Raw genomic sequence first — 20,187 nt, forward strand, 5'->3', positions numbered from 1 at the left:
ATGGCCGCGATCGGAGTCTTCTGCGCCTCGTCGCGCACTCTCGAGCAGCGGTGGCTCGACCTGGCCGCCGAGACCGGGCGGGAGCTGGCCCGACGTGGGCACACCCTGGTCTCCGGCGGCGGCTGTGTCGGCATGATGGGTGCGCTCGCGGATGGTACCCGGGCCGGCGGCGGCTGGACCCTCGGGGTGATCCCGCAGTCGCTGGTCGACCTGGAAGTGGCCGACACCCACTCCGACGAACTCGTCGTCACCGACGGGATGGCCAGCCGCAAGACGCTGATGATCGAGAAGTCGGATGCGTTCGTCACCCTCCCCGGCGGCCTCGGCACCCTGGACGAACTGTTCGAGGTGTGGACCACGGCGGTGCTCGGGCTGCACCGCAAACCGGTGGTGCTGGTCGACACCGACGGCTTCTACCAGGGGCTGCTGGACTGGCTGACGGCGTTGGCGGAGACGGCGTTCGTCGGGCGGTCGGCCCGGGAGATGCTGATCGTCGTCGATTCGGTGCCGGTGGCGCTGGACGAGATCGAGGCCCGGTTAGGTTGACCGGGTCCGCGCCGTCCGGTGTGCCCACCTCCCGGCGTGCCGGCCACCCGGCTGCCGACAGCTGTCCCATCGTCGTGGTGAGATGAGCGGCGTGCAGGCGTACCGGCTGGTCCGCCGGCCGGCGCAGGCCGAGCCGGCGCGCTTCGACGACCCCGCGCAGCAGGCGGTGGTCACGCACACCGACGGGCCGCTGCTGGTCGTCGGCGGTCCGGGGACCGGCAAGACCAGTACCCTGGTCGACGCGGTCGCCACCCGGGTCGCCGAGGGGACCGACCCGGAGCGGATCCTGGTGCTCACCTTCAACCGGCGGGCCGCCGTGGCACTGCGCCGGCGGATCGAGGCGGCGATCGCCGCCGGCTCCCGGCGGGTGCTGCACGAACCCCTGGTACGCACGTTTCCCGGCTACGCGTTCGGCCTGTTGCGCCGGGCCGCCGCCGAACGGGGCGAGCCGTCGCCGCGGCTGCTCACCGGCCCCGAGCAGGATCTGATCATCCGTGAGCTACTGGACGTGGCCGGCCCACAGCCGGGGGCCGTCGGCCCGGACGGCCCGGCCGCCAACACCGGCTCCACCGGACCGGCCGGGGATCAGGCCGGTGACCAGATCGGCGACCCGGTCGGCTGGCCGCCGGAGCTGCGCGCCGCCCTACCCACCAGGGCGTTCGCCACTCAGCTGCGAGACCTGCTGCAGCGGGCCACCGAACGCGGTGTCGGGCCGGTCGAGCTGGCCCGGCTCGGTGAACGGCTGGGCCGGGCCGACTGGCCGGCGGCGGCCCGCTTCCTGCGTCAGTACGTCGCGGTCCTCGCGCTGCGCGACGTCAGCAACCGGGGCTCGATCGGTTACGACCACGCCGAGCTGGTCCGGGCCGCCACCGGGTTGCTCACCGACGATCCGCCGCTGCTGGAGGCCGAACGCGGCCGGCTGTCCTACGTCTACGTCGACGAGCTGGCCGATACGGACCCGGCGCAGGTCGAGCTGCTCGGTCTGCTCGCCGGTGGTGGGCGGCCGCTGGTCGCGTTCGCCGACCCGGACTCCTCGACGTACGCGTTCCGGGGTGCCGATCCGGGCATCGTGCCGGCGTTCGGGCACCGGTTCCGGACCGCCTCGGGCGCGCCCGCCCGGCAGATCCTGCTGCCGGTCTGCTACCGCACCGACCCGGAGCTGCTGGCGGCCACCGCCCGGGTGGCCCGGCGGCTGCGCGGCCCGGCCGGCCACCGCGAGCTGCGCCCCGCCCCGGACACCGGCGCGACGGCCGACAGCGGCGACGCCGTGGCGGTACGGGTGTTCCGCTCGTCGACCAGCGAGGCCGGCTACCTGGCGCATGCGCTGCGGGTGGCGCATCTGATCGACGGGGTGCCGTGGTCCCGGATGGCGGTGATCGTGCGCTCGACCACGCTGCAACTGCCGCCGCTGCAGCGGGCGCTGCACGTCACCGGCGTGCCGACCGTGGTGCACGCCGAGGACCTGCCGCTGCACCGGCAGCCGGCGGTGGCGCCGCTGCTGTTGCTGCTGCGCTGCGCGTTGGAGCCGGACCGGCTGGACGAGGAGGCGGCGGTCGCCCTGCTGCACTCCCCGCTGGGCGGGGCGGATCCGTTGGCCGAGCGGCGGCTGCGGCAAGGGCTGCGGGCCCTGGCGCTGGCCGCCGGCGACCGCCGTCCCTCCGGCGAACTGCTGGTCGACGCGTTGCGTGATCCGGCGGAGCTGGCCGCGATCGAACGCCGCTGGGCGGCACCGGCGCAGGCGGTCGCGGCGCTGCTGGCCACCGCGCGGGACACCGCGGCCCGGCCGGGTGCGACCGCCGAGGACGTGCTCTGGGCGGTGTGGCAGACCAGCGGGCTGGCCGACCGGTGGTTCGGCGCGATTCTGCGCGGCCGGACGCCGGCCGGGCCGGCCGGCACCGTACCGGTCGGTGGGGTGACCGACGCCGGGGCGCGGTGGCGGGCCGCGGCGGCGGACCGGGACCTCGACGCGGTGATGGCGCTTTTCGACGCGGCTGCCCGGTTCGTCGACCGGCTGCCGGGTGCCCGCACCGAGGTCTTCCTCGACCATGTGCTCGGCCAGCAGCTGCCGGCCGACACACTGGCGCCGAGCGGCGATCGCGGCGAGGCGGTCCGGCTGCTCACCGCGCACGCCGCCAAGGGCCTGGAATGGGACGTGGTGGCGGTCGCCGGGGTGCAGGAGGGCGTCTGGCCGGACCTGCGGCTGCGCGGCAGCCTGCTCGGTTCGGAACGGCTGGTCGACGTGCTGACCGGCCGGGCCGACGGCGCCGGGCTCACCGCGTCGCTGGTCGCCCAGACGTCGGCGCTGCTCGACGAGGAGCGGCGGCTGTTCTACGTGGCGGTGACCCGGGCCCGCCGACGGCTGCTGGTCACCGCGGTCGCCTCCGCCGGGGTCGGCGGGCTGGACCACGAGGAACAGCCGAGCCGATTCCTGCACGAGCTGGGCGTGTCGACGGTGGACGCCGACGGCGAGGAGCTGCCGACCCTGCCGGTCGGTCGGCCGCCCCGGTCGCTCACCCTGCCGGCGCTGGTCGCCGAGCTGCGTACCGTGGTCGCCGACCAGACGGCGCAGCCGCAGCGCCGGCACGAGGCGGCGGCGGTGCTCGGCCGGCTGGCCGTCGCCGGGGTGCCCGGCGCGCACCCGGACGACTGGTGGGGGCTGCGGCCGCTGTCCGACGACCGGCCGCTGGTCGACGAGGGCGAGTCGGTCCGGGTCACCCCGTCGACCATGGAGAGCGCGCTGCGGTGCAGCCTGCGCTGGCTGCTGGAACGCCACGGCGGCCGGGGCGAGCCGAGCGCGGCGGCCGGCGTCGGCAACCTGGTGCACGCGGCGGCGATGCTCGCCGAGGACGCCAGTGTCGACCGGGCGAAACTGCTGGAGTACGTCGCCGCCCGGTTCGACGCGATCGACCTGGCCGCCCGCTGGATGGCCGGCCCGGAGCTGGCCCGCGCCGAAGGCATGGTCGACAAGCTGCTGCGCTGGCTGGCCAGCAACCCGCGCCGGCTGCTCGCGATCGAGCACGAGTTCACCGTACGGCTGGACGACCCGCGGCAGCCGGTGGAGCTGACCGGCCGGGTGGACCGGTTGGAGATCGACGCCGACGGCCGGCTGGTGGTGATCGACCTCAAGACCGGCAAGTCGACCTCGGTCACCGCCGCCGAGCTGGCCGAGCATCCGCAACTCGGTGCCTACCAGGCGGCGGTCGAGGCGGGGGCGTTCGCCGAGTACGGCGACGACGCCGGTGGCGCGGCGCTGGTCCAGCTCGGTACCCCGGTGAAGGAGGCGAAGGAGCAGCAGCAGGAGCCGCTGGCCGACACCGACGACGCCGGTTGGGCGACGGCGATGGTGCGCCGTACCGCGCAGACGATGGCGGCGTCGACGTTCTCCGCGGTGGCCAACTCCAGCTGCCGGGTCTGCCCGGTGAAGACCAGCTGCCCGGTCTCCGGCAAGGGCCGGCAGGTCGTCGAGCCGCCAGCCGCCGAGCCGCCAGGGGAGCGCGGATGACTCAACAGTCGCTGTTCGCCGCCACCCCGTCGCCGCGTCGTCGGGCCGACGCCGGGCCGCGCTACACCCCGCAGGAGCTGTCCCGGCTGCTGAAACTGCCGCCACCGACCCCGGAGCAGGCGGCGATCATCGCCGCCCCGGTGGAGCCGCTGCTGGTGGTCGCCGGGGCCGGGTCCGGCAAGACCGAGACGATGGCCGCCCGGGTGGTCTGGCTGGTCGCCAACGACCAGGTACGCCCGGAGCAGGTGCTCGGCCTCACCTTCACCCGTAAGGCCGCCGGTGAGCTGGCCCACCGGATCCGGACCCGGCTCGGACAGCTGGTCCGCCAGCTCGGCCGGCAGGGCCGCCGGGCGGAGGAGGATCCGCTGGCCGGCGAGCCGATGGTGGCCACCTACCACTCGTACGCCGCCCGGGTGGTCACCGAACACGGGCTGCGGGCCGGGTACGAGCCGTCGGCCCGGCTGCTCACCGAGGCGTCCCGCTGGCAGATCGTCGACTTCCTGGTCCGCAACTACGACGGTGACATGTCCGAGGTGGACCGGGCACCGGGCACGGTCACCGACGCGGTGCTGGCGCTCGCCGGGGAGCTGGCCGAACACCTGGTCACCCCGGACCAGCTGGCCGGCTGGACCGGCCGGTTCTTCGCCGAGGTGCAGTCCCGGCCCGGCCGGGTGTACGCCGACGTGCGGCGGGCGCTGACCATCCAGCAGATCCGGCTGCGCCTGCTGCCGCTGGTCCGGGCGTACCAGCAGCGCAAGGCCGATTTCGAGGCGATGGACTTCGCCGACCAGATGTCTCGGGCGGCGCAGGTGGCCCGGGACCATCCGGCGGTGGGCGAGTTGGAGCGGGACCGCTACCGGGTGGTGCTGCTCGACGAGTACCAGGACACCAGCCACGCCCAGGTGGTGATGCTGCGGTCGCTGTTCGGCGGCGGGCATCCGGTGGTCGCGGTCGGTGACCCGTGCCAGTCGATCTACGGCTGGCGCGGGGCGAGCGCCGGCACCCTGGACCGGTTCCCCGGCGAGTTCGCCCGCGCCGACGGCGCCCCGGCCCGGTCGCTGACGCTGACCACCAGTTGGCGTAACCGGCCGGAGATCCTGAGCGTCGCCAACCAGCTGTCCGGCCCGCTGCGGACCGCCGGGGCCCGGGTGGCGGCGCTGGCCGCCGCCGCGAAGGTCGCCCCGCCGATTCCGGGCCGCACGGCCCGGGGCGCGCCGGCCGCGACGGTGCACTGCGCGCTGCTGGACACGGTGCTCGACGAGGCCGAGTGGATCGCCGACGGCATGTTGGCGGCCTGGCGGGGGGCGGCCGGCGTCGAGCCGGGTCGCGGCGACGAGATCCCGGTCGACGCCCGGCCGACCAGCGCGGTGCTGGTCCGGGTGCGCAGCCAGATCCCGGCGGTCGAGGCGGCGCTGCGGGCCCGCGGCCTGCCGGTCGAGGTGGTCGGTCTCGGCGGCCTGCTGGACACCCCGGAGGTCCGCGACGTCGTCAGTACGCTGCGCGTGCTGGCCGATCCGACCGACGGCGCGGCGCTGCTGCGGCTGCTGACCGGGGCCCGGTGGCGGATCGGTCCCCGGGACCTGGTGGCGCTGCACCGGCGGGCCCGGGCGATCGCCGACGCCCGGCGGGAGCTGCCCCGGGCCGGGGCGGCCGAGCCGGAGATCGTCGTCGACCGGCTCGACGAGGCCAGCCTGGTCGAGGCGTTGGCCGATCCGGGGCCGGCCCAGCTGTACTCGGCGGAGGGCTACGCCCGGCTGCGCGGGTACGGCCGGGAGCTGGCCCTGCTGCGGCAACGCCTGGACCAGTCGTTGCCGGACCTGATCGCCGACGTCGAGCGGACCACCGGCCTGGACGTTGAGGTGGCGGTGCGGGCGGGCGGGGCCGGCGGCGGGGACGCCGGGCTGGCCCGCGGGCATCTGGACGCGCTCGGTGACGTCGCGGCCCGGTTCGCCGGTGAGTCGGACACCGCGACCCTGTCGGCGTTCCTGGCGTTCCTGGACGCCGCCGAGGACGAGGAACGCGGGCTGAGCCCCGGCGAGATCGACGTGGTCTCCGGCGCGGTGCAGATCCTCACCGCGCACGCCGCCAAGGGCCTGGAGTGGGACGTGGTGGCGGTGGCCGGGCTGACCCGCGACGTCTGGCCGGGCGCGGTGCGTGGCTCGGACCACTACCTGTACGGCCTCGGGGTGCTGCCGTTCCCGTTGCGCGGCGACGCGGACGGCCTGCCGGCGCTGGACCTCGACGACGCCGAGGACCAGAAGGCGGTGGAGCGGGAGCTCACCGAGTTCGGCAAGCGGTGGCGCGAGCACGACGAGCGGGAGGAGCGGCGGCTGGCGTACGTGGCGGTCACCCGGCCGCGCCGGCTGCTGCTCTGCTCCGGCTACTGGTGGGGTGCCGGGGTGAAACGGCACCGCGGGCCGTCGGTGTTCCTCAGGGAGATCCACGACGACTGCCTGGCCGGCGCGGGAGTGGTGGACCACTGGGCGCCGGAGCCGCTGCCGGGTGCGGCGAACCCGATCGACGAGGTGACGGTACGGGCCGAGTGGCCGGCCGACCCGCTGGGCGCGCAGCGGCCCCGGATGGCGGAGGCCGCGAACCTGGTCCGCCAGGCGATGGACCGGCCGGTCGACCCGCCGGACGATCAGCCCTCGGCGGGGTGGTGGGCGGAGGCCCGGATCCTGCTCGCCGAGCGGGACCGGCTGGCCCACGGGGTCGGGCCGGTGGACGTGCCGTTGCCGGACCAGTTGTCGGTATCGCAGCTGGTGGCCCTGCGCCGGGACCGGTTCGGGCTGGCCCGCACGTTGCGCCGGCCGCTGCCCGGTCGACCGGACCCGTACGCCCGCCGGGGGACGGCGTTCCACACCTGGCTGGAGCAGCGCTTCGGCGCGGACCGGCTGTTGGACGTCGACGAGTTGCCCGGTGCCGCCGACGCCGACGCCGCACCCGATGACGCCCTGCTGGAGCTGCAGGAGCGGTTCCTGGCCAGTGAGTGGGCCGGCCGGGTGCCGGTCGAGGTGGAGGTGCCGTTCGCCACGGTGATCTCCGGGGTGGTGGTCCGTGGCCGGATGGACGCGGTGTTCGCCGGCCCGGGTGGCCGGTACGACGTGGTCGACTGGAAGACCGGCCGGCAACCGACCGGGGTGGCCGAGGCCGCGGCGGCGGTGCAGCTCGCCGCGTACCGGCTGGCCTGGGCGGACCTGGCCGGGGTGCCGGTGGAGCAGGTCCGGGCGGCGTTCCACTACGTGCGCGACGGCGTCACCGTGCGCCCGGCGGACCTGCTGGACCGGGCCGGGCTGGCGAAGCTGATCAGTGATCTGCCGTTGCTGGGTGACGCGCCGGATTCGTGATAGCCTGACGCTGTTGCAGTATTGGTTCCCCGTGCCGCCCCCGGTGCTACCCGCCGGCCGGCCGGTCACAGTGACAGTGCGAGCGCCTGTGGGGTCTCGGCCCAGGCGCTCTTTGTTGTGTCCGGGCTCTGTTCCGGATGGGGCGATCAGCACCGCGACGCCGGTCCGCGTAGTAAGCGCGGATCTCACATCGGCCCGCAGGCAGTCTCGGGTCCGATCGTTCCATCAAGGAGAAGAGTTACATGGCAGTAGGCACCGTCAAGTGGTTCAACGCGGACAAGGGTTTTGGTTTCATCACCCCGGATGAGGGCGGTGCCGACGTGTTCGCCCACTTCTCCGCGATCCAGTCCTCCGGCTACCGGAGCCTGGACGAGAACCAGCGGGTCGAGTTCGAGATCACCCAGGGCCAGAAGGGCCCGCAGGCGGCCAACATCCGCCCGCTCTGAGCTGTTCGGTACGAACGGTCCGGCTCCCGCCGCTCAGGCGGCGGGAGCCGGACCGCAGCAAGTCCCACCCTGGTTCGTGCTTGTGACCCGCTGCTGGCGACCCCGTCGCCCGGCGCCTTCCTCGCTACGTGCCACCTCGCTAGCGGAAGGCCGATCCGGTCAATGAGCACCACCACGATTCCTCACGTCCAGACGCCCTCGTTCGCCGACCTCGGTGTGCCGGCGAGCCTGCTCGCCGCGTTGACCGCGAACGGCATCAACGAGCCGTTCCCCATCCAGGCGGCGACGCTGCCCGACTCGTTGGCCGGCCGTGACGTCCTCGGCCGCGGCCGCACCGGCTCCGGCAAGACCCTCGCCTTCGGGCTGCCGCTGGTGGCCCGTACCGCCGGGCGGCGCGCCCGCCCCGGCCGGCCACTGGCCCTGGTCCTGGTCCCCACCCGTGAGCTGGCCCAGCAGGTGACAGCCGCGGTGGAACCGTACGCCCGGGCGGTGCGGCTGCGCTGCGTCACCGTCGTCGGCGGCCTGTCGATCCAACGTCAGGCCGACGCGCTGCGCTCCGGCGCGGAAATCGTCGTCGCCACCCCGGGCCGGCTCAACGACCTGGTCAACCGGGGCGCGTGCCAGCTCGACGACGTCACCGTGGCGGTGCTCGACGAGGCCGACCAGATGGCCGACATGGGCTTCCTGCCGCAGGTCACCATGATCCTGCGCAAGGTCGCGCCGGGCGGGCAGCGGATGCTCTTCTCGGCCACCCTGGACCGTGGGGTGGACCGGCTGGTCCGCGAGTTCCTCACCGACCCGGTGTCACACCAGGTCGACCCGTCGACCGCCACCGTCGGCGCGATGAGCCACCACCTGTTGCACGTCAGCGCCGCCGACAAGCCGGCGACCACGGCGGCCATCGCCGCCCGGGACGGCCGGGTGATCATGTTCATCGGCACCAAGCACCGTGCCGACCGGCTGGCCCGCCAGCTGCTCGCCAGCGGGGTACGGGCGGCCGCCCTGCACGGCGGCAAGTCCCAGGGGCAGCGCAACCGCATCCTGGAGCAGTTCAAGACCGGTCAGGTCACCGCGCTGGTCGCCACCGACGTCGCGGCCCGCGGCATCCACATCGACGACCTCGACCTGGTGCTCAACGTCGACCCGCCGGCGGACCACAAGGACTACCTGCACCGGGGCGGGCGTACCGCCCGGGCCGGTGCCGCCGGCGTGGTGGCCACCCTGGTCCTGCCCGAGCAGCGGCGGGACATGGACCGCCTGATGGCCGCCGCGAAGATTCGTCCACAGCGCAACTCGGTCGGCCCGGCGGACACGGAGCTGGCCCGGGTCACCGGCGCCCGCACCCCGTCCGGGGTGCCGGTCACGCTGCCCACGCCGACCCGGGCCGCGGCGGCGAAGAACACTCCGGCCGGCACCGCCGGCGGCACCGGTACCGGTCGGCGCCCCGGGCGCCGTCCGGGCGGCCGGCGTCGCCCGGCCCGCCGTCCGGCGGCCCGCTGACCGATCAGACCCGGATCAGGCCCGGACCGGGCCGGACCCCGATGCGGTCCGGCCCGACCGGGACCCCGGATGCGGTCAGAGCCGTGGGCCGGTGCTGCCGGCCGGATAGTCGCGTAGCGGTGTCCGACCCTGCGCCCAGCCGGCGAGCACCGGTTCGATGATCCGCCAGCTCTCCTCGGCCTCCTGCGCCTGGGCGCTGAGCCGGGTGTCACCTTCGATGATGGCCAGCAGCAACTGCCCGTACGGGCTCGGTGCCTGCCGGGCCAGTTCGGTGACCATCTCGACCGGCTCCAGTTCGAACGGGTCGCCGATGCCGTTGACGTTGAGCCGCAGCGACATCCGGTCCGGGTCGAGTTGCAGCCGCAGCTCGTTGCACGGGCTGTTCCGGCCGGTGAAGATCGCGTGTGGCACGTCGGCGAACCGGATCACGATCTCGCGCCGGTCGGCGGCCAACGCCTTGCCGGTACGCAGTTTGAACGGCACCCCCGACCACCGCCAGTTGTCGATGTGGACGGTCAGTTCGGCGTACGTCTCGGTGTCCCGGGCCGGGTCGACCCCGGCACCGTCGACATAGCTGGCCACCTTCTGCTCGCCGCGCCGGCCCTGGACCACCCCGGCGGTGTACCGACCGCGTACCGTGCAGGCGGCCACGTCGGCGGCCCGGATCGGGCGGACCGCCCGCAGCACGTCCAGTTTGCGCACCGCCAGGTCGGCCGGGTCGACGGTCAGCGGCGGCTCCATCGCCACCAGGGTCAGCAGCTGCAGCAGATGGTTCTGCACCATGTCGCGCAGCGCGCCGGCGTGGTCGTAGTAGCTGGACCGACCTTCCGCGTCGACCGTCTCGTCGAAGACGATGTCGACCCCGGTGATGTGCGTGTTGCTCCACAGCGGCTCCAGCACCCGGTTGGCGAACCGCAGCCCGAGCAGGTTCAGCACGGTCTGCTTGGCCAGGAAGTGGTCCACCCGGAACACCCGGTCGTCCGGCAGCACCTGGTGCAGCACCGTGTTCAGCCGCCGGGCGCTGGCCAGGTCCTCGCCGAACGGCTTCTCCACCACCAGCCGGATGCCGGCCGGCAGGTCGCAGCGGCCCAGCGCGATCGCGACCGGCTCGAACAACCGGTGCGGCAGGGCCAGGTAGACCACCACGGCGTCGTCGCCGTGACTGGCCCGCTCACCGTCCCGGGCGATCCCCAGCGCCGTCGCCAGCACCTCCGGGTCGGTCACGTCACCGTGGACGTAGCTGGCCGACTCGGCGAGTTCGCTGCGGGCCCGGGCGGCCACCTCGGGGGCGTGCTCGCGCAGCGCGGCGCTCACCCGGTGCCGGAAGCCACGGTCGTCGAGCTCGTCGCGGGCCACCCCGATCAGCCGCATCCCGTCGGCCGGCCGGCCGAGCTCGCGTAGCTGGGCCAGGCCGGGCAACAGATAACGGGTGGTGAGGTCGCCGGTGGCGCCGAGCACGATCACGTTCGCTGTCACGTCCGCATCCTTCCGTACCGGGCCAGGTTGACCGCGCTGCTGATCAGCCCGATGTGACTGAACGCCTGCGGAAAGTTTCCCAGGAAGGCGCCGGTCGCGGGGTCGATCTGCTCGGGGAGCAACCCGACGTGGTTCACCCGGCCGCAGAGCTGTTCGAACAGTTCGTGGGCCCGGTCCAGTTGGCCGCTGCCGGCCAGGTTGTCCACCCACCAGAAGGAGCAGAGCAGGAAGGCTCCCTCGCCGCCGCCGACCCCGTCCGGCGACTCCTCGGGCAGGTAGCGGTAGAGCAGGTCGCCGCCGGCACCGAGGCGTTGCTGGACGGCGTCGACGGTGGCGACCATCCGGGGATCGGCGGGGTCGACCACCCGGCGCAGCGGCAGGGCGAGCAGGCTGGCGTCGACGGTGCCGGGCTGGCCGAGGTGTTCGGTGAAGTGCTTGTTGTCGTTGTCCCACGCCTCGGTCAGCAGTGCCGAGCGGATCTCGTCGGCCGCCCGCCGCCACTGCTCGACCTCGTCGCGTCGGCCGGTGGCGGTCGCCAGCCGGGCCATCCGGTCCGCCGCCACCTGGCACATTGCCACCGAGTAGGTGAACGGGCGGCCCTCGTGGCGAATCTCCCAGATGCCGTGGTCCGGGGTACGCCAGTGCTGCAACGCCGAGCGGCCCAGCCGGGTCAGCCGGGACCACCGCCGGTCGTCGACCGCACCGCCGGCCCGGGCCCACTGCCAGGCGCAGTCGAGGATTTCGCCGTACACGTCGTGCTGGATCTGATCGGCCGCCGCGTTGCCCCAGCGCACCGGCCGGGAACCGCGGTAGCCGGACAGGTCCGGGTCGATCCGTTCGGGGGCCGGCCGGGTGCCGTCCAGGGTGTAGAGCACGTGTGGTCGGCCGTCGCGGGTGCAGGCCTGCAACACCCAGGACAGGAACGACTCGGCTTCGGCGGCCATCCCGACCCGGCGCAGCGCGTAGACGGTGTACGCGGCGTCGCGTACCCAGGTGAACCGGTAGTCCCAGTTGCGGCGGCCGCCGATCGCCTCCGGCAGCGACGACGTGGGCGCGGCGACGACTGCCCCGCTGTCGTGGTCGTCGCAGAGCTTGAGCGTGATGGCGCTGCGGCGGACCAGATCGGCGTGCCGGCCGGCGTAGTTGATCTGGCGGCTCCAGGTCCGCCAGGCCGCAGCGGTGCGGTCCAGCGCGGTGGCGAGCTGATCGGCGTCGCGGTGCCGGGTCGGACCCTGCGCCCAGCGCAGCACCAGGCCGAGCTGGTCGCCGGCGGTCAACCGGATCCGGCCGGCCAGCCGGTCCAGGCCGGGTACCGGCCGGCTGGCGGTCAGCCGCAGCCGGCCGCCGTTCCCGGCCAGGAACTCGATGCCGATCTCCTCGGCGGTGGGAGTGGTCCGCAGCCCACCCCGGCCGGTCAGTCCGATCTCCAGGTCGACCGTGCCGTCGATGACGGTGACCAGGCGGCCCAGCTCGCCGCAGGCCGCCCCGAGTTCGGTGCCGAGCGGCCGGTCGCTGACCGGTCCGGCCCCGTCGGGCCGACCGCCGGCCCCGTCGGCCGGCTCGTCCGCCGGCTCGCCCGACGCGGCGGTGATCAGCAGCGCGTCGCGGATCTCCAGGCGTCCGGTGGCGGTGTGCAGTTCGGTACGCAGTACGGCGGTGTCCGGCAGGTACTCCTGCCGGACGGCGCGCAGGCCGGCCGGCCGCAGGGTCCAGGCGCCGCCCCGCTCGGCGTCGAGCAGTGCCGCGAACAGCGCCGGGCCGTCGAATCTCGGCAGGCAGAGCCACCGTACGGTGCCGTCCACGCCGACCAGCGCGGCGGTCTGGCCGTCGCCGATCAGGCCGTGGTCGGCGATGGCCGGGTAGCCGTCGGTGAGTTCGGGCACTGGCAGCGCTTTGATCTCCGCCAGATGGTCCGTCACGGGTGTCTCCTCCGCATGGTGGGTCCGTCAGGCACCACTCTCCCCGGTGAGCCGTGCTGCCGACAGGTATGCGGGTCCCTCTACCCGGTGCCGGACCGGTTGACGCCTACGACGGAGCCGGTGGCCGCGCCGTCCGCCGTCCGTTCGTCGTCGCGGCCGGCCATACGTTCTAGCGGAGCCGCCGGTGTCGACGGACAGTGACGCCCGTACGGATGAGCAGGGTCGTCCGTACGGGCGGCGGCATCCGCGAGACATCCACGCTTTTCGTCCGATGGCTGACTGCACGTCGCGCCCGCCGCCGGGATCCTTTGCGTGGCGGACGAGGCACGGCCGCCGGGACGCCCCCGGGCAGAGAGGTCGGGTGGAGATGACAGCCGAGACCAGCGCGACGAGGGAGATCCTGCTCGTCGTCGGCGTTGCGATGCTCGGCGTGCTGCTGGCCCTGGCCTCTGTCGTCACTCCCTGGTACACCGGTCCGACTGCCGGCGCCGGGCCGGTCGTCGTCGAACTGCACGCACCCGACCCGCCGGTACGGTCCACCGACATCGAAGCGGCCCCGCGCTGATCCACCGGACCGGTCGGGGCGCTGCCGGTTTTCCCGCCGTCGAGTGCTTCACTAGGAGAGATGTCTGCTCCGCTGCCGTCTGACCGGTCAACGTCCGGGACCGCCGTGGACTGGTCCGCCGGGCCGGTCACCCGGTCCGGCCGTCCGTACCCGGCCGCCGGTGCCGGTGCGGGCCCACCGGCCGGGCCGCCGACCGGCCTGGGCGCCGGGGGGTCGGGGCCACCGCCGACCGACCCGGGGCGCGGCGGCCGGGACGGGGTACGACTGTGGTGGTTCGGCGGTGCCGCCGCCGTGGTGCTCGCCGGTGGACTGGTCGCCGTGCTGGTGCTGGTGCTCAGCGGCAACCCGGACCCGTTCGGCAGCCCGGACCCGCCGCCGGATGTCCGGCCGCCGCTGGCCCAGCTCTGTCCCGGCCCCAGTGCAGGACCGGGCGGGCAGCCCGCGCCGGCCGACCCGACGCCGGGTCCCGCGCTGCCCGAACCGACCGGGCCACGCACCGTCGATCCGGACGCCGGCATCTCCTACACCGAGTACGGCGAACCGTGGCGGCCGTGGTCGACGGTGTGGAACGCCGGGGCGCTGCAGGTGCCGTACAAGGTGGGGCAGCACTTTGTGACCGAGGCGGACTACAACGGGTTCAGCGACTACCACGCCTCGATCCTGTCCGCCGCCGTGCCGGCCGCCGACAACGACGCGCTCTCCCTCGACCTGGAGTGCGTCGGCCGGCAGGTGGCCGCCGACGTCCGTGCCGAGTACTACCCGCAGCCCAACCGGATGGACCTGATCCGCGACGAGCGGACCCCGATCGGTGGGCGACCCGCCTGGCTTACGGTGTTCCGGCTGCACTTCACCCAGCCCGGCCTGCAGGCCACCGACGAGCTGGTGGCGGTCGCCTGTATCGACGTCGGACGCCCGACCGCCGCGGTGCTGTTCGTCTCCATTCCCGGCACCCACCGCCAGCTCGACTGGGTGGTCGACGACCTGTACGCATCCGTACGCGTCGAATGATCCGGCGGTGCGCCGAGGACTGTCGACGACAGGTTAGGGTCGGTGCGTGGCGCGTACAGTGCGGATCCCGGCGACCGCGTACCCGGTGGAGCGGTTCACCCTCCCCAACGGTCTGCGGGTGGTCCTGGCGCCCGACCGCAGCGCGCCGGTGGTCGGTGTCGCGGTCGTCTACGACGTCGGGATCCGGTCCGAACCACCGGGGCGTACCGGGTTCGCGCACCTGTTCGAGCATCTGATGTTCCAGGGTTCGGCGAACCTGGAGAAGCTGGCGCACTTCCGCCACGTGCAGGGCTCCGGTGGCACCTTCAACGGCAGCACCCACCTGGACTACACCGACTACTACGAGGTGCTGCCGAGCAACGCGTTGGAGCGGGCGCTGTTCCTGGAGGCCGACCGGATGCGCGGTCCGCAGTTGACCGAGGAGAACCTGCGCAACCAGGTCGACGTGGTCAAGGAGGAGATCCGGGTCAACGTGCTCAACCGGCCGTACGGCGGATTTCCCTGGCTGCGGCTGCCGCCGGTGCTGTTCGACACCTTCCCCAACGCGCACGACGGCTACGGTTCCTTCGCCGATCTGGACAGCGCCACCGTCGGGGAGGCGGCCGAGTTCTTCACCCGCTACTACGCCAGTGGCAACGCGGTGCTCGCCGTCGCCGGTGACTTCGACGTCACCGCCGCGACCGGCCTGATCGAGCGGCACTTCGGGGACGTCCCGGCCCGGCCGGCGCCGGCCCGGCCCAGCTTCGCCGAGCCGGACCTGACCACCGAGCGGCGCACCACGTACCCCGATCCGCTGGCTCCGCTGCCGGCGGTGGCCGCCGCCTGGCGGGTGCCGGACCCGGTCGACGACCTGGCCGGCTACCTGCCGTACGTGGTGCTCGCCGAGGTGCTCACCGACGGTGACGCGGCCCGGCTGGTGGAGCGGCTGGTGCGTGGCGACCGTACGGTGACCAGCCTCGGCGGCTACCTGTCGTTCGAGGGGGAGCCGTTCGACGTACGGGACCCGTCGGCGTTGGTCCTGCAGGCGCACCTGCCGCCCGGCGGCGACGTCGACAAGGTGCTCGGCGCGGTCGACGAGGAGCTCGACCGGCTCGCCGCCGACGGCTTCGCCCGGGGAGAACTGGCCCGGGTGCAGGCCCGGATGGCCACCCACCTGCTGCGCGACACCGACGCGGTGCTCGGCCGAGGGCTGCGGATGGCGGTGCTGGAGCAGCAGCGGGGCACCCCCGAGCTGCTCAACGAGTTGCCGCGGATGCTCGGCACGGTCACCGAGACACAGGTCCGTGCGGCCGCCGCCACCCTGCGCCCGCACCGCCGCGCCACGATCGAGGTCGTCCCCGGAGGAGCTCAGTGACCGCCGCCCCCGCCCGGAGGCCGTTGCCGCCGCTCGGACCGACCCGTCGACCGCCGTTGCCCAAGGTGGCCGAGCGGACGCTGGACAACGGGCTGCGGGTGATCGCCATCCGCCGGCCGTCGGTGCCGCTGGTCGAGATCCGGCTCTGGGTGCCGTTCGCGCGGGCCCCGCTGGCCAGGGCGACGGTGCTGTCGCAGACCCTGTTCTCCGGCACCGTCGACCGGTCCGGCGTGGAGTTGGCCGCCGAGCTGCAGGCGGTCGGCGGCGGTCTGTCCGCCGGGGTGGACGCAGACCGGCTGCTGGTCGCCGGTGCCGGGCTGGTCACCGGGCTGCGTCGGATGCTCGAACTGCTCGGCGAGGTGCTGACCGGGGCGACGTACCCGGCCGGCGAGGTGGCCATCGAGCGGGCCCGGCTGGCCGACCGGATCCAGGTGGCGCTGAGCCAGCCGGCGCACCTGGCCCGCGCCGCGCTGTCCCGGCGGATGTACGGCCGGCACCCGTACGCCGAATCGGTGCCCGGGGTGGACCAGGTCCGCTCCGTCCGGCCGGGCGGGCTGCGCGCTCTGCACGCCGACCGGGTCCGGCCGACCGGGGCGCACCTGGTGCTGGTCGGCGATGTGTCACCTGCCCGGGCGTTGGACACCGCCGAGCAGGTGCTCGGTGGCTGGCCGGCCGGTGGCCGGCAGTTGACGCTGCCGGCGGCACCCGCGCCGCGTCCGGCCCCGTTGCTGCTGGTCGACCGGCCCGGGTCGGTGCAGTCGTCGATGCGGATCGCCTTGCCGGCGGTGGACCGGCGGCACCCGGACCACGCCGCCCTGCAGCTGGCCAACATGGTGTTCGGCGGCTACTTCTCGTCCCGCTGGGTGGAGAACATCCGCGAGGACAAGGGCTACAGCTACGGTCCGTACTCGATGGTCGAACACTCGGTGGCCGGGTCGGCGCTGATGCTCGCCGCCGACGTGGCGACCGAGGTGACCGCGCCCGCGTTGCTGGAGACCCTGCACGAGCTGGGCCGACTCGCGGTGCTGCCGCCCGACGTCGACGAGCTCGAACAGGCCCGGCAGTACGCGGTCGGCAGCCTGCAGCTGGGCATGTCGACGCAGGCCGGGTTGGCCGGGCTGGCCAGCACCTACGCCGGGTTCGGCCTGCCGTTGGAGTTTCTCGCCGAGCACACCGCGCGGCTTGCCTCGGCGACCCGCGACGAGGTGGCGGCCGCCGCGACCCGCTACCTGGCGCCGGCGCTGACGATGGGGGTGGTGCTCGGCGACGTCGCGCGGATCGCCGGTCCGGTCGCCGCGTTGACCGAGGTCGAAACGTCCGACGCGTCGGCCACCGGCGTGGTCGGGCCTGATGCGGCAGTGCCCGATGCCGCCGGGTGACACCTCCGTCGGACCGACCGCCGGTACGCAGCCGATCGCCGGTACGCAGCCGCCGCTGGCCCGCGCCGCGATGGACCGGGCGGCGCCGTACCGCCGGGATCCGCAGTGGTTGACGCGGGCCTGGCCACGTTCGTTGGTGCTGGTGGTGGACGGCGCGGCGGGTGGCCGGGCGTTGGTGCGCGACGGTGCCGACGGGACCGCCCTGGTGCTGGTGCGCCCGGACCAGGCACCCGCCGTCGAGGTCACCGACCGCATTTTCATCGGTACGGTCGACGACGGCACTCCGGTCTTCGCGGTCGACGCCGTACCACCGTCGTCCGTGGTGGTGCCGTCCGTGGCTGAGCCGGAGCTGCGGTCGGTGACCGTCCGGGAGGTCGGCCATCTGCTGTCGGACCGGGACGCCGGGCTGTTCACCACCGCCGCGGCGATGGTCAGCTGGCACGCCCGGCACCGCTACTCGGCGGCGTCCGGTCTGCCGACCCGGGCGACCGATGGTGGCTGGTCCCGGGTGGACGACGCCGGTACGCGGAGCTGGCCACGGACCGATCCGGCGGTGATCGTGCTGTTGACCGACGGCGGTTCCGGCCCGGACGGGCGGTGCCTGCTGGCCAACCACCACGCCCGGCGTGGGGACGGGTCCAGCCGGCTCTACTCCTGCCTGGCCGGGTTCGTGGAGCCCGGCGAGTCGGCCGAGTCGGCGGTCGCCCGCGAGGTGGCCGAGGAGGTGGGTCTGACGCTGACCGCGACGCGGTACGTCGGCAGCCAGTCCTGGCCGTTCCCGGGCACTTTGATGCTGGGCTACCTCGGCCGGGTCGACCCGGAGCAGCGGCTGCGGCCGGACCCGGAGGAGATCATCCGGGCGCGCTGGTTCACCCGGGCCGAGGTGGCCGCCGGGCTGGCGGGTGAGCGGCTCGATTCCGGCGACGGGTACCGGGTCCGGTTCGCGCCACCGGCGTCGATCGCCGCTTTCCTGATCCGCAGCTGGGTGGGGGAGACCGCGCCGGACCCCGGCCGGTGACCGCCGCGTCGGACCCCGCCGGGGTGTGGTGCCGCGGTCGGGTGCGTGCCGGGGGTGCCGGTCGGGTCTGTTCCGGGTCCGTGCCGGTCAGCCGATAGGCGGGACCGGCACCACCTTCACCCGTTGCCGGCCGGAGCGGACCGGCCCGACGGTGGACAGTGCACGGGCCAGGTGGATGGCCGCTTCGAGGTTCTCCGCGCAGACCGTCTGCCGGCGTGGCTCGGGTGCGGTCCGCTCGTCGCGAATGCGTTGGCCGGTGCGGACCGCGGCGATGAGTTCGTCGTGTGCCACCGCGCGGATCTCCGTGCGGACGATCAGGTATCGCATTAACGACTCCGAGCAACCGGTGACCTGGGTAGGACGGCCGATGGCTCAGGTCGGACAGGCTCCTGCTGGAAATTCCATCGGTTGTCTCCGCAGGAGGAGAACCCGTTGTGGTGGCCGGTCAAACCTGACGAACGGATCGATCCTGATATCCGTTCGGTGGATGCGGTGCCGGGGTCGAGGCGGTGCCGGGTCGAGCCGGGTCGGGGTGGCGCTGGCCACCCGGCTCGACCTGCCGTCCGGTGCCGGCGGTCAGACCAGGTCGAACTCGCCGTCCTTGGCGCTGTCGATGAAGTCGCGCCAGGTGGTGCGGTCGAACGACAGCACCGGCCCGCTGCGGTCCTTGCTGTCGCGCATCAGCACCGGTGCGCGGTGACCCGCGATCGCCCCGACCTCGACGCAGTTGGTGCTCTGGCTGCGGCTGCTCTTGCGCCAGGCGGGCGGGGTCGGACCGGGGACGCGCACGCTGGACTGATCTGCTGGGTTCATTCCTGCTCCTTGCTGGTCAAGCGGACCGGGCGGGCGGACCGTCGGTCAGTCCGGGATCGCCTGGCCGGTCCGGCGCGTGGTCCGCTCGTGCGGTCCACGCTGGATCGGCGGCCCGGCCGGTCGGCCGGGGCCTGCCCCGCCCGCAACGGGCGGGGACAGCGGGGCAGGGGTGGTGGGGGAGGAGGGGGGCGGCACCGCCGGGTACGGAGTCGAGCTCGGTGGCACCGGCGGCGACGTGCCGGGCCACGGCGTCGCTGAGCCAGTCGATCGACTCCTGCGGGCTGCGGGCGGCCTCGCAGAGCCAGTCGAAGACCTGGCCGTACCGTTCGAGCACCGGCACGTCGTTGACGATCATGTCGGCGGCGAGCGTCTCGATCGCCACCGCGCTCAGGTCCTCCGGGTCGGCGAAGTGGTAGATCGAGAACGCGGTCTCCGACAGGTACCAGGAGGCCACCGTGGCGTTGGGAGGCAGCATCCGCAGGGTGACGTTGGGCAGCTGCGCCATGGTGAGCAGATGCTTCAGCTGCGCCACCATCACGTCGGGCGGGCCGCAGCGCAGGCTGACCGCCGCCTCCTCCAGCACCGCGGTGTACTTCGGTGCCCCGTTCTCGCGCAGCAGCATCGACTGCCGGGACTGCCGGGCCGCGACCTCGGTGTCCGGGTCGTCGGCGTTGCGCTTCTGGTTGGCGGTCCGGTGGTTGGTCGCCTTCTGCAGGATCGTCCGGCGCCCGGCGGTCCGCTCGTCGACCATCTCCACCAGCGGGCGCGCCGCGAGGATGCGCACCTTCGCGTAGGCGGAGGTCTGCAGCAGGCCCGGGATGATCACCGCACCGTACTCCTGGATTTCGGTGCAACCAGCCTCCAACTCGGCGTACGCCCGTTGGAGGCTGGTCATCACCGCGTACGAGTTGAGAAAGGCTCGGGTGTTGCCGGCGTCGCGGGCGATGCCGACCAGATCGTCGCGTTCGGTGCCGGTCACGCCATACAGGTCGAGCAGGTCCATCACGTCGCCGACCCCCGGCCGACTGCGCCCGTTCTCGAGCCGGGAGAGCTTGGACGCGGACGCCCACTTCACCCGTTCGATCACCTGCTCACCGGTCAGTCCGGCGTGTTCCCGCAGCCGCCTCAGCTCGCCGCCGAGGCGACGACGACGCAGGTTCGGGCTCGGTATGGGCTGCTCGGGCTCCTCGGGCTGCACCGGAAACCACCCCCGATCCGTTTGGTGACCGCCAATGTCGCGGCGTTGTGGGTCACGGCCCGAAACAGTATGGCCCGATTGCTGCCTCGGTGGGGTCCTCTGGTGGGCGTGTTAGC

The 20,187-nt window shown here is 73.9% G+C and carries 15 protein-coding genes; 10 read left to right on the forward strand and 5 right to left on the reverse strand.

Going from position 1 to position 20,187, the window contains the following annotated elements:
* From ACN27J_RS28220 to ACN27J_RS28240, 5 genes are all read left to right on the forward strand, one after another.
* Complete coding sequence (locus ACN27J_RS28220) at positions 1 to 546, forward strand: TIGR00730 family Rossman fold protein (RefSeq protein ID WP_421370880.1); 546 nt, start codon at positions 1 to 3, stop codon at positions 544 to 546.
* An 82-nt stretch (positions 547 to 628) separates the two neighbouring features.
* On the forward strand, positions 629 to 4,048 hold the full coding sequence (locus ACN27J_RS28225; RefSeq protein WP_421370882.1) for an ATP-dependent helicase: 3,420 nt from the start codon (positions 629 to 631) through the stop codon (positions 4,046 to 4,048).
* Positions 4,045 to 7,395: a UvrD-helicase domain-containing protein gene (locus tag ACN27J_RS28230; RefSeq protein ID WP_421370884.1), complete on the forward strand. Its 3,351-nt coding sequence runs from the start codon at positions 4,045 to 4,047 to the stop codon at positions 7,393 to 7,395. The genes ACN27J_RS28225 and ACN27J_RS28230 overlap by 4 nt, the downstream gene beginning before the upstream one ends.
* A gap of 242 nt (positions 7,396 to 7,637) precedes the next feature.
* The gene (gene cspE / locus ACN27J_RS28235) at positions 7,638 to 7,841 is read left to right on the forward strand and encodes a transcription antiterminator/RNA stability regulator CspE (RefSeq protein ID WP_123605346.1); all 204 of its coding nucleotides are present in this window, start codon (positions 7,638 to 7,640) and stop codon (positions 7,839 to 7,841) included.
* A 162-nt stretch (positions 7,842 to 8,003) separates the two neighbouring features.
* Positions 8,004 to 9,341 carry a DEAD/DEAH box helicase gene (locus ACN27J_RS28240; RefSeq protein WP_421370885.1) on the forward strand — a complete coding sequence of 446 codons (1,338 nt, stop codon included), beginning with the start codon at positions 8,004 to 8,006 and terminating at the stop codon, positions 9,339 to 9,341.
* Positions 9,342 to 9,416: 75 nt separating this feature from the next.
* Here the strand turns inward: ACN27J_RS28240 and ACN27J_RS28245 are convergent, their stop codons facing one another.
* Together ACN27J_RS28245 and ACN27J_RS28250 are read right to left on the reverse strand one after the other, a co-directional pair.
* Positions 9,417 to 10,817, reverse strand: coding sequence for a glucose-6-phosphate dehydrogenase (locus ACN27J_RS28245; protein WP_421370886.1), 1,401 nt, complete (start codon positions 10,815 to 10,817; stop codon positions 9,417 to 9,419).
* Positions 10,814 to 12,736: a glycoside hydrolase family 15 protein gene (locus ACN27J_RS28250; RefSeq protein WP_421370887.1), complete on the reverse strand. Its 1,923-nt coding sequence runs from the start codon at positions 12,734 to 12,736 to the stop codon at positions 10,814 to 10,816. Before ACN27J_RS28250 ends, ACN27J_RS28245 begins: the two co-directional genes overlap by 4 nt.
* A gap of 367 nt (positions 12,737 to 13,103) precedes the next feature.
* On the opposite strand from ACN27J_RS28250, the gene ACN27J_RS28255 reads away from it, so the two are divergent.
* The 5 genes from ACN27J_RS28255 (at position 13,104) to nudC (ending at position 18,060) form a co-directional block, all read left to right on the forward strand.
* Positions 13,104 to 13,301, forward strand: coding sequence for a hypothetical protein (locus ACN27J_RS28255; RefSeq protein ID WP_278167188.1), 198 nt, complete (start codon positions 13,104 to 13,106; stop codon positions 13,299 to 13,301).
* A 60-nt stretch (positions 13,302 to 13,361) separates the two neighbouring features.
* Complete coding sequence (locus ACN27J_RS28260; RefSeq protein WP_421370888.1) at positions 13,362 to 14,309, forward strand: hypothetical protein; 948 nt, start codon at positions 13,362 to 13,364, stop codon at positions 14,307 to 14,309.
* A 46-nt stretch (positions 14,310 to 14,355) separates the two neighbouring features.
* Complete coding sequence (locus ACN27J_RS28265) at positions 14,356 to 15,663, forward strand: M16 family metallopeptidase (RefSeq protein ID WP_421370889.1); 1,308 nt, start codon at positions 14,356 to 14,358, stop codon at positions 15,661 to 15,663.
* Positions 15,660 to 17,042, forward strand: a complete 1,383-nt coding sequence (locus tag ACN27J_RS28270) for a M16 family metallopeptidase (protein WP_421370891.1) — start codon at positions 15,660 to 15,662, stop codon at positions 17,040 to 17,042. The genes ACN27J_RS28265 and ACN27J_RS28270 overlap by 4 nt, the downstream gene beginning before the upstream one ends.
* Before the next feature lie 70 nt (positions 17,043 to 17,112).
* Complete coding sequence (gene nudC, locus ACN27J_RS28275; RefSeq protein WP_421372545.1) at positions 17,113 to 18,060, forward strand: NAD(+) diphosphatase; 948 nt, start codon at positions 17,113 to 17,115, stop codon at positions 18,058 to 18,060.
* A gap of 87 nt (positions 18,061 to 18,147) precedes the next feature.
* On the opposite strand, the gene ACN27J_RS28280 is transcribed toward nudC, so the two are convergent.
* The 3 genes from ACN27J_RS28280 to ACN27J_RS28290 form a co-directional block, all read right to left on the reverse strand.
* Complete coding sequence (locus ACN27J_RS28280) at positions 18,148 to 18,387, reverse strand: hypothetical protein (protein WP_421370893.1); 240 nt, start codon at positions 18,385 to 18,387, stop codon at positions 18,148 to 18,150.
* A 249-nt stretch (positions 18,388 to 18,636) separates the two neighbouring features.
* A complete protein-coding gene (locus ACN27J_RS28285) occupies positions 18,637 to 18,873 on the reverse strand; it encodes a DUF397 domain-containing protein (protein ID WP_278167193.1) in 237 nt (78 codons plus the stop codon).
* Between the two features lie 16 nt (positions 18,874 to 18,889).
* Positions 18,890 to 20,071 (reverse strand): helix-turn-helix domain-containing protein, encoded by a 1,182-nt coding sequence (locus tag ACN27J_RS28290; protein WP_421370895.1) that lies wholly within the window; start codon positions 20,069 to 20,071, stop codon positions 18,890 to 18,892.
* Positions 20,072 to 20,187 lie beyond the last annotated feature (116 nt).

Origin of the sequence: Solwaraspora sp. WMMB762 (assembly GCF_049179115.1) — a bacterium.
In the GTDB taxonomy this organism is placed as follows: domain Bacteria; phylum Actinomycetota; class Actinomycetes; order Mycobacteriales; family Micromonosporaceae; genus Micromonospora_E.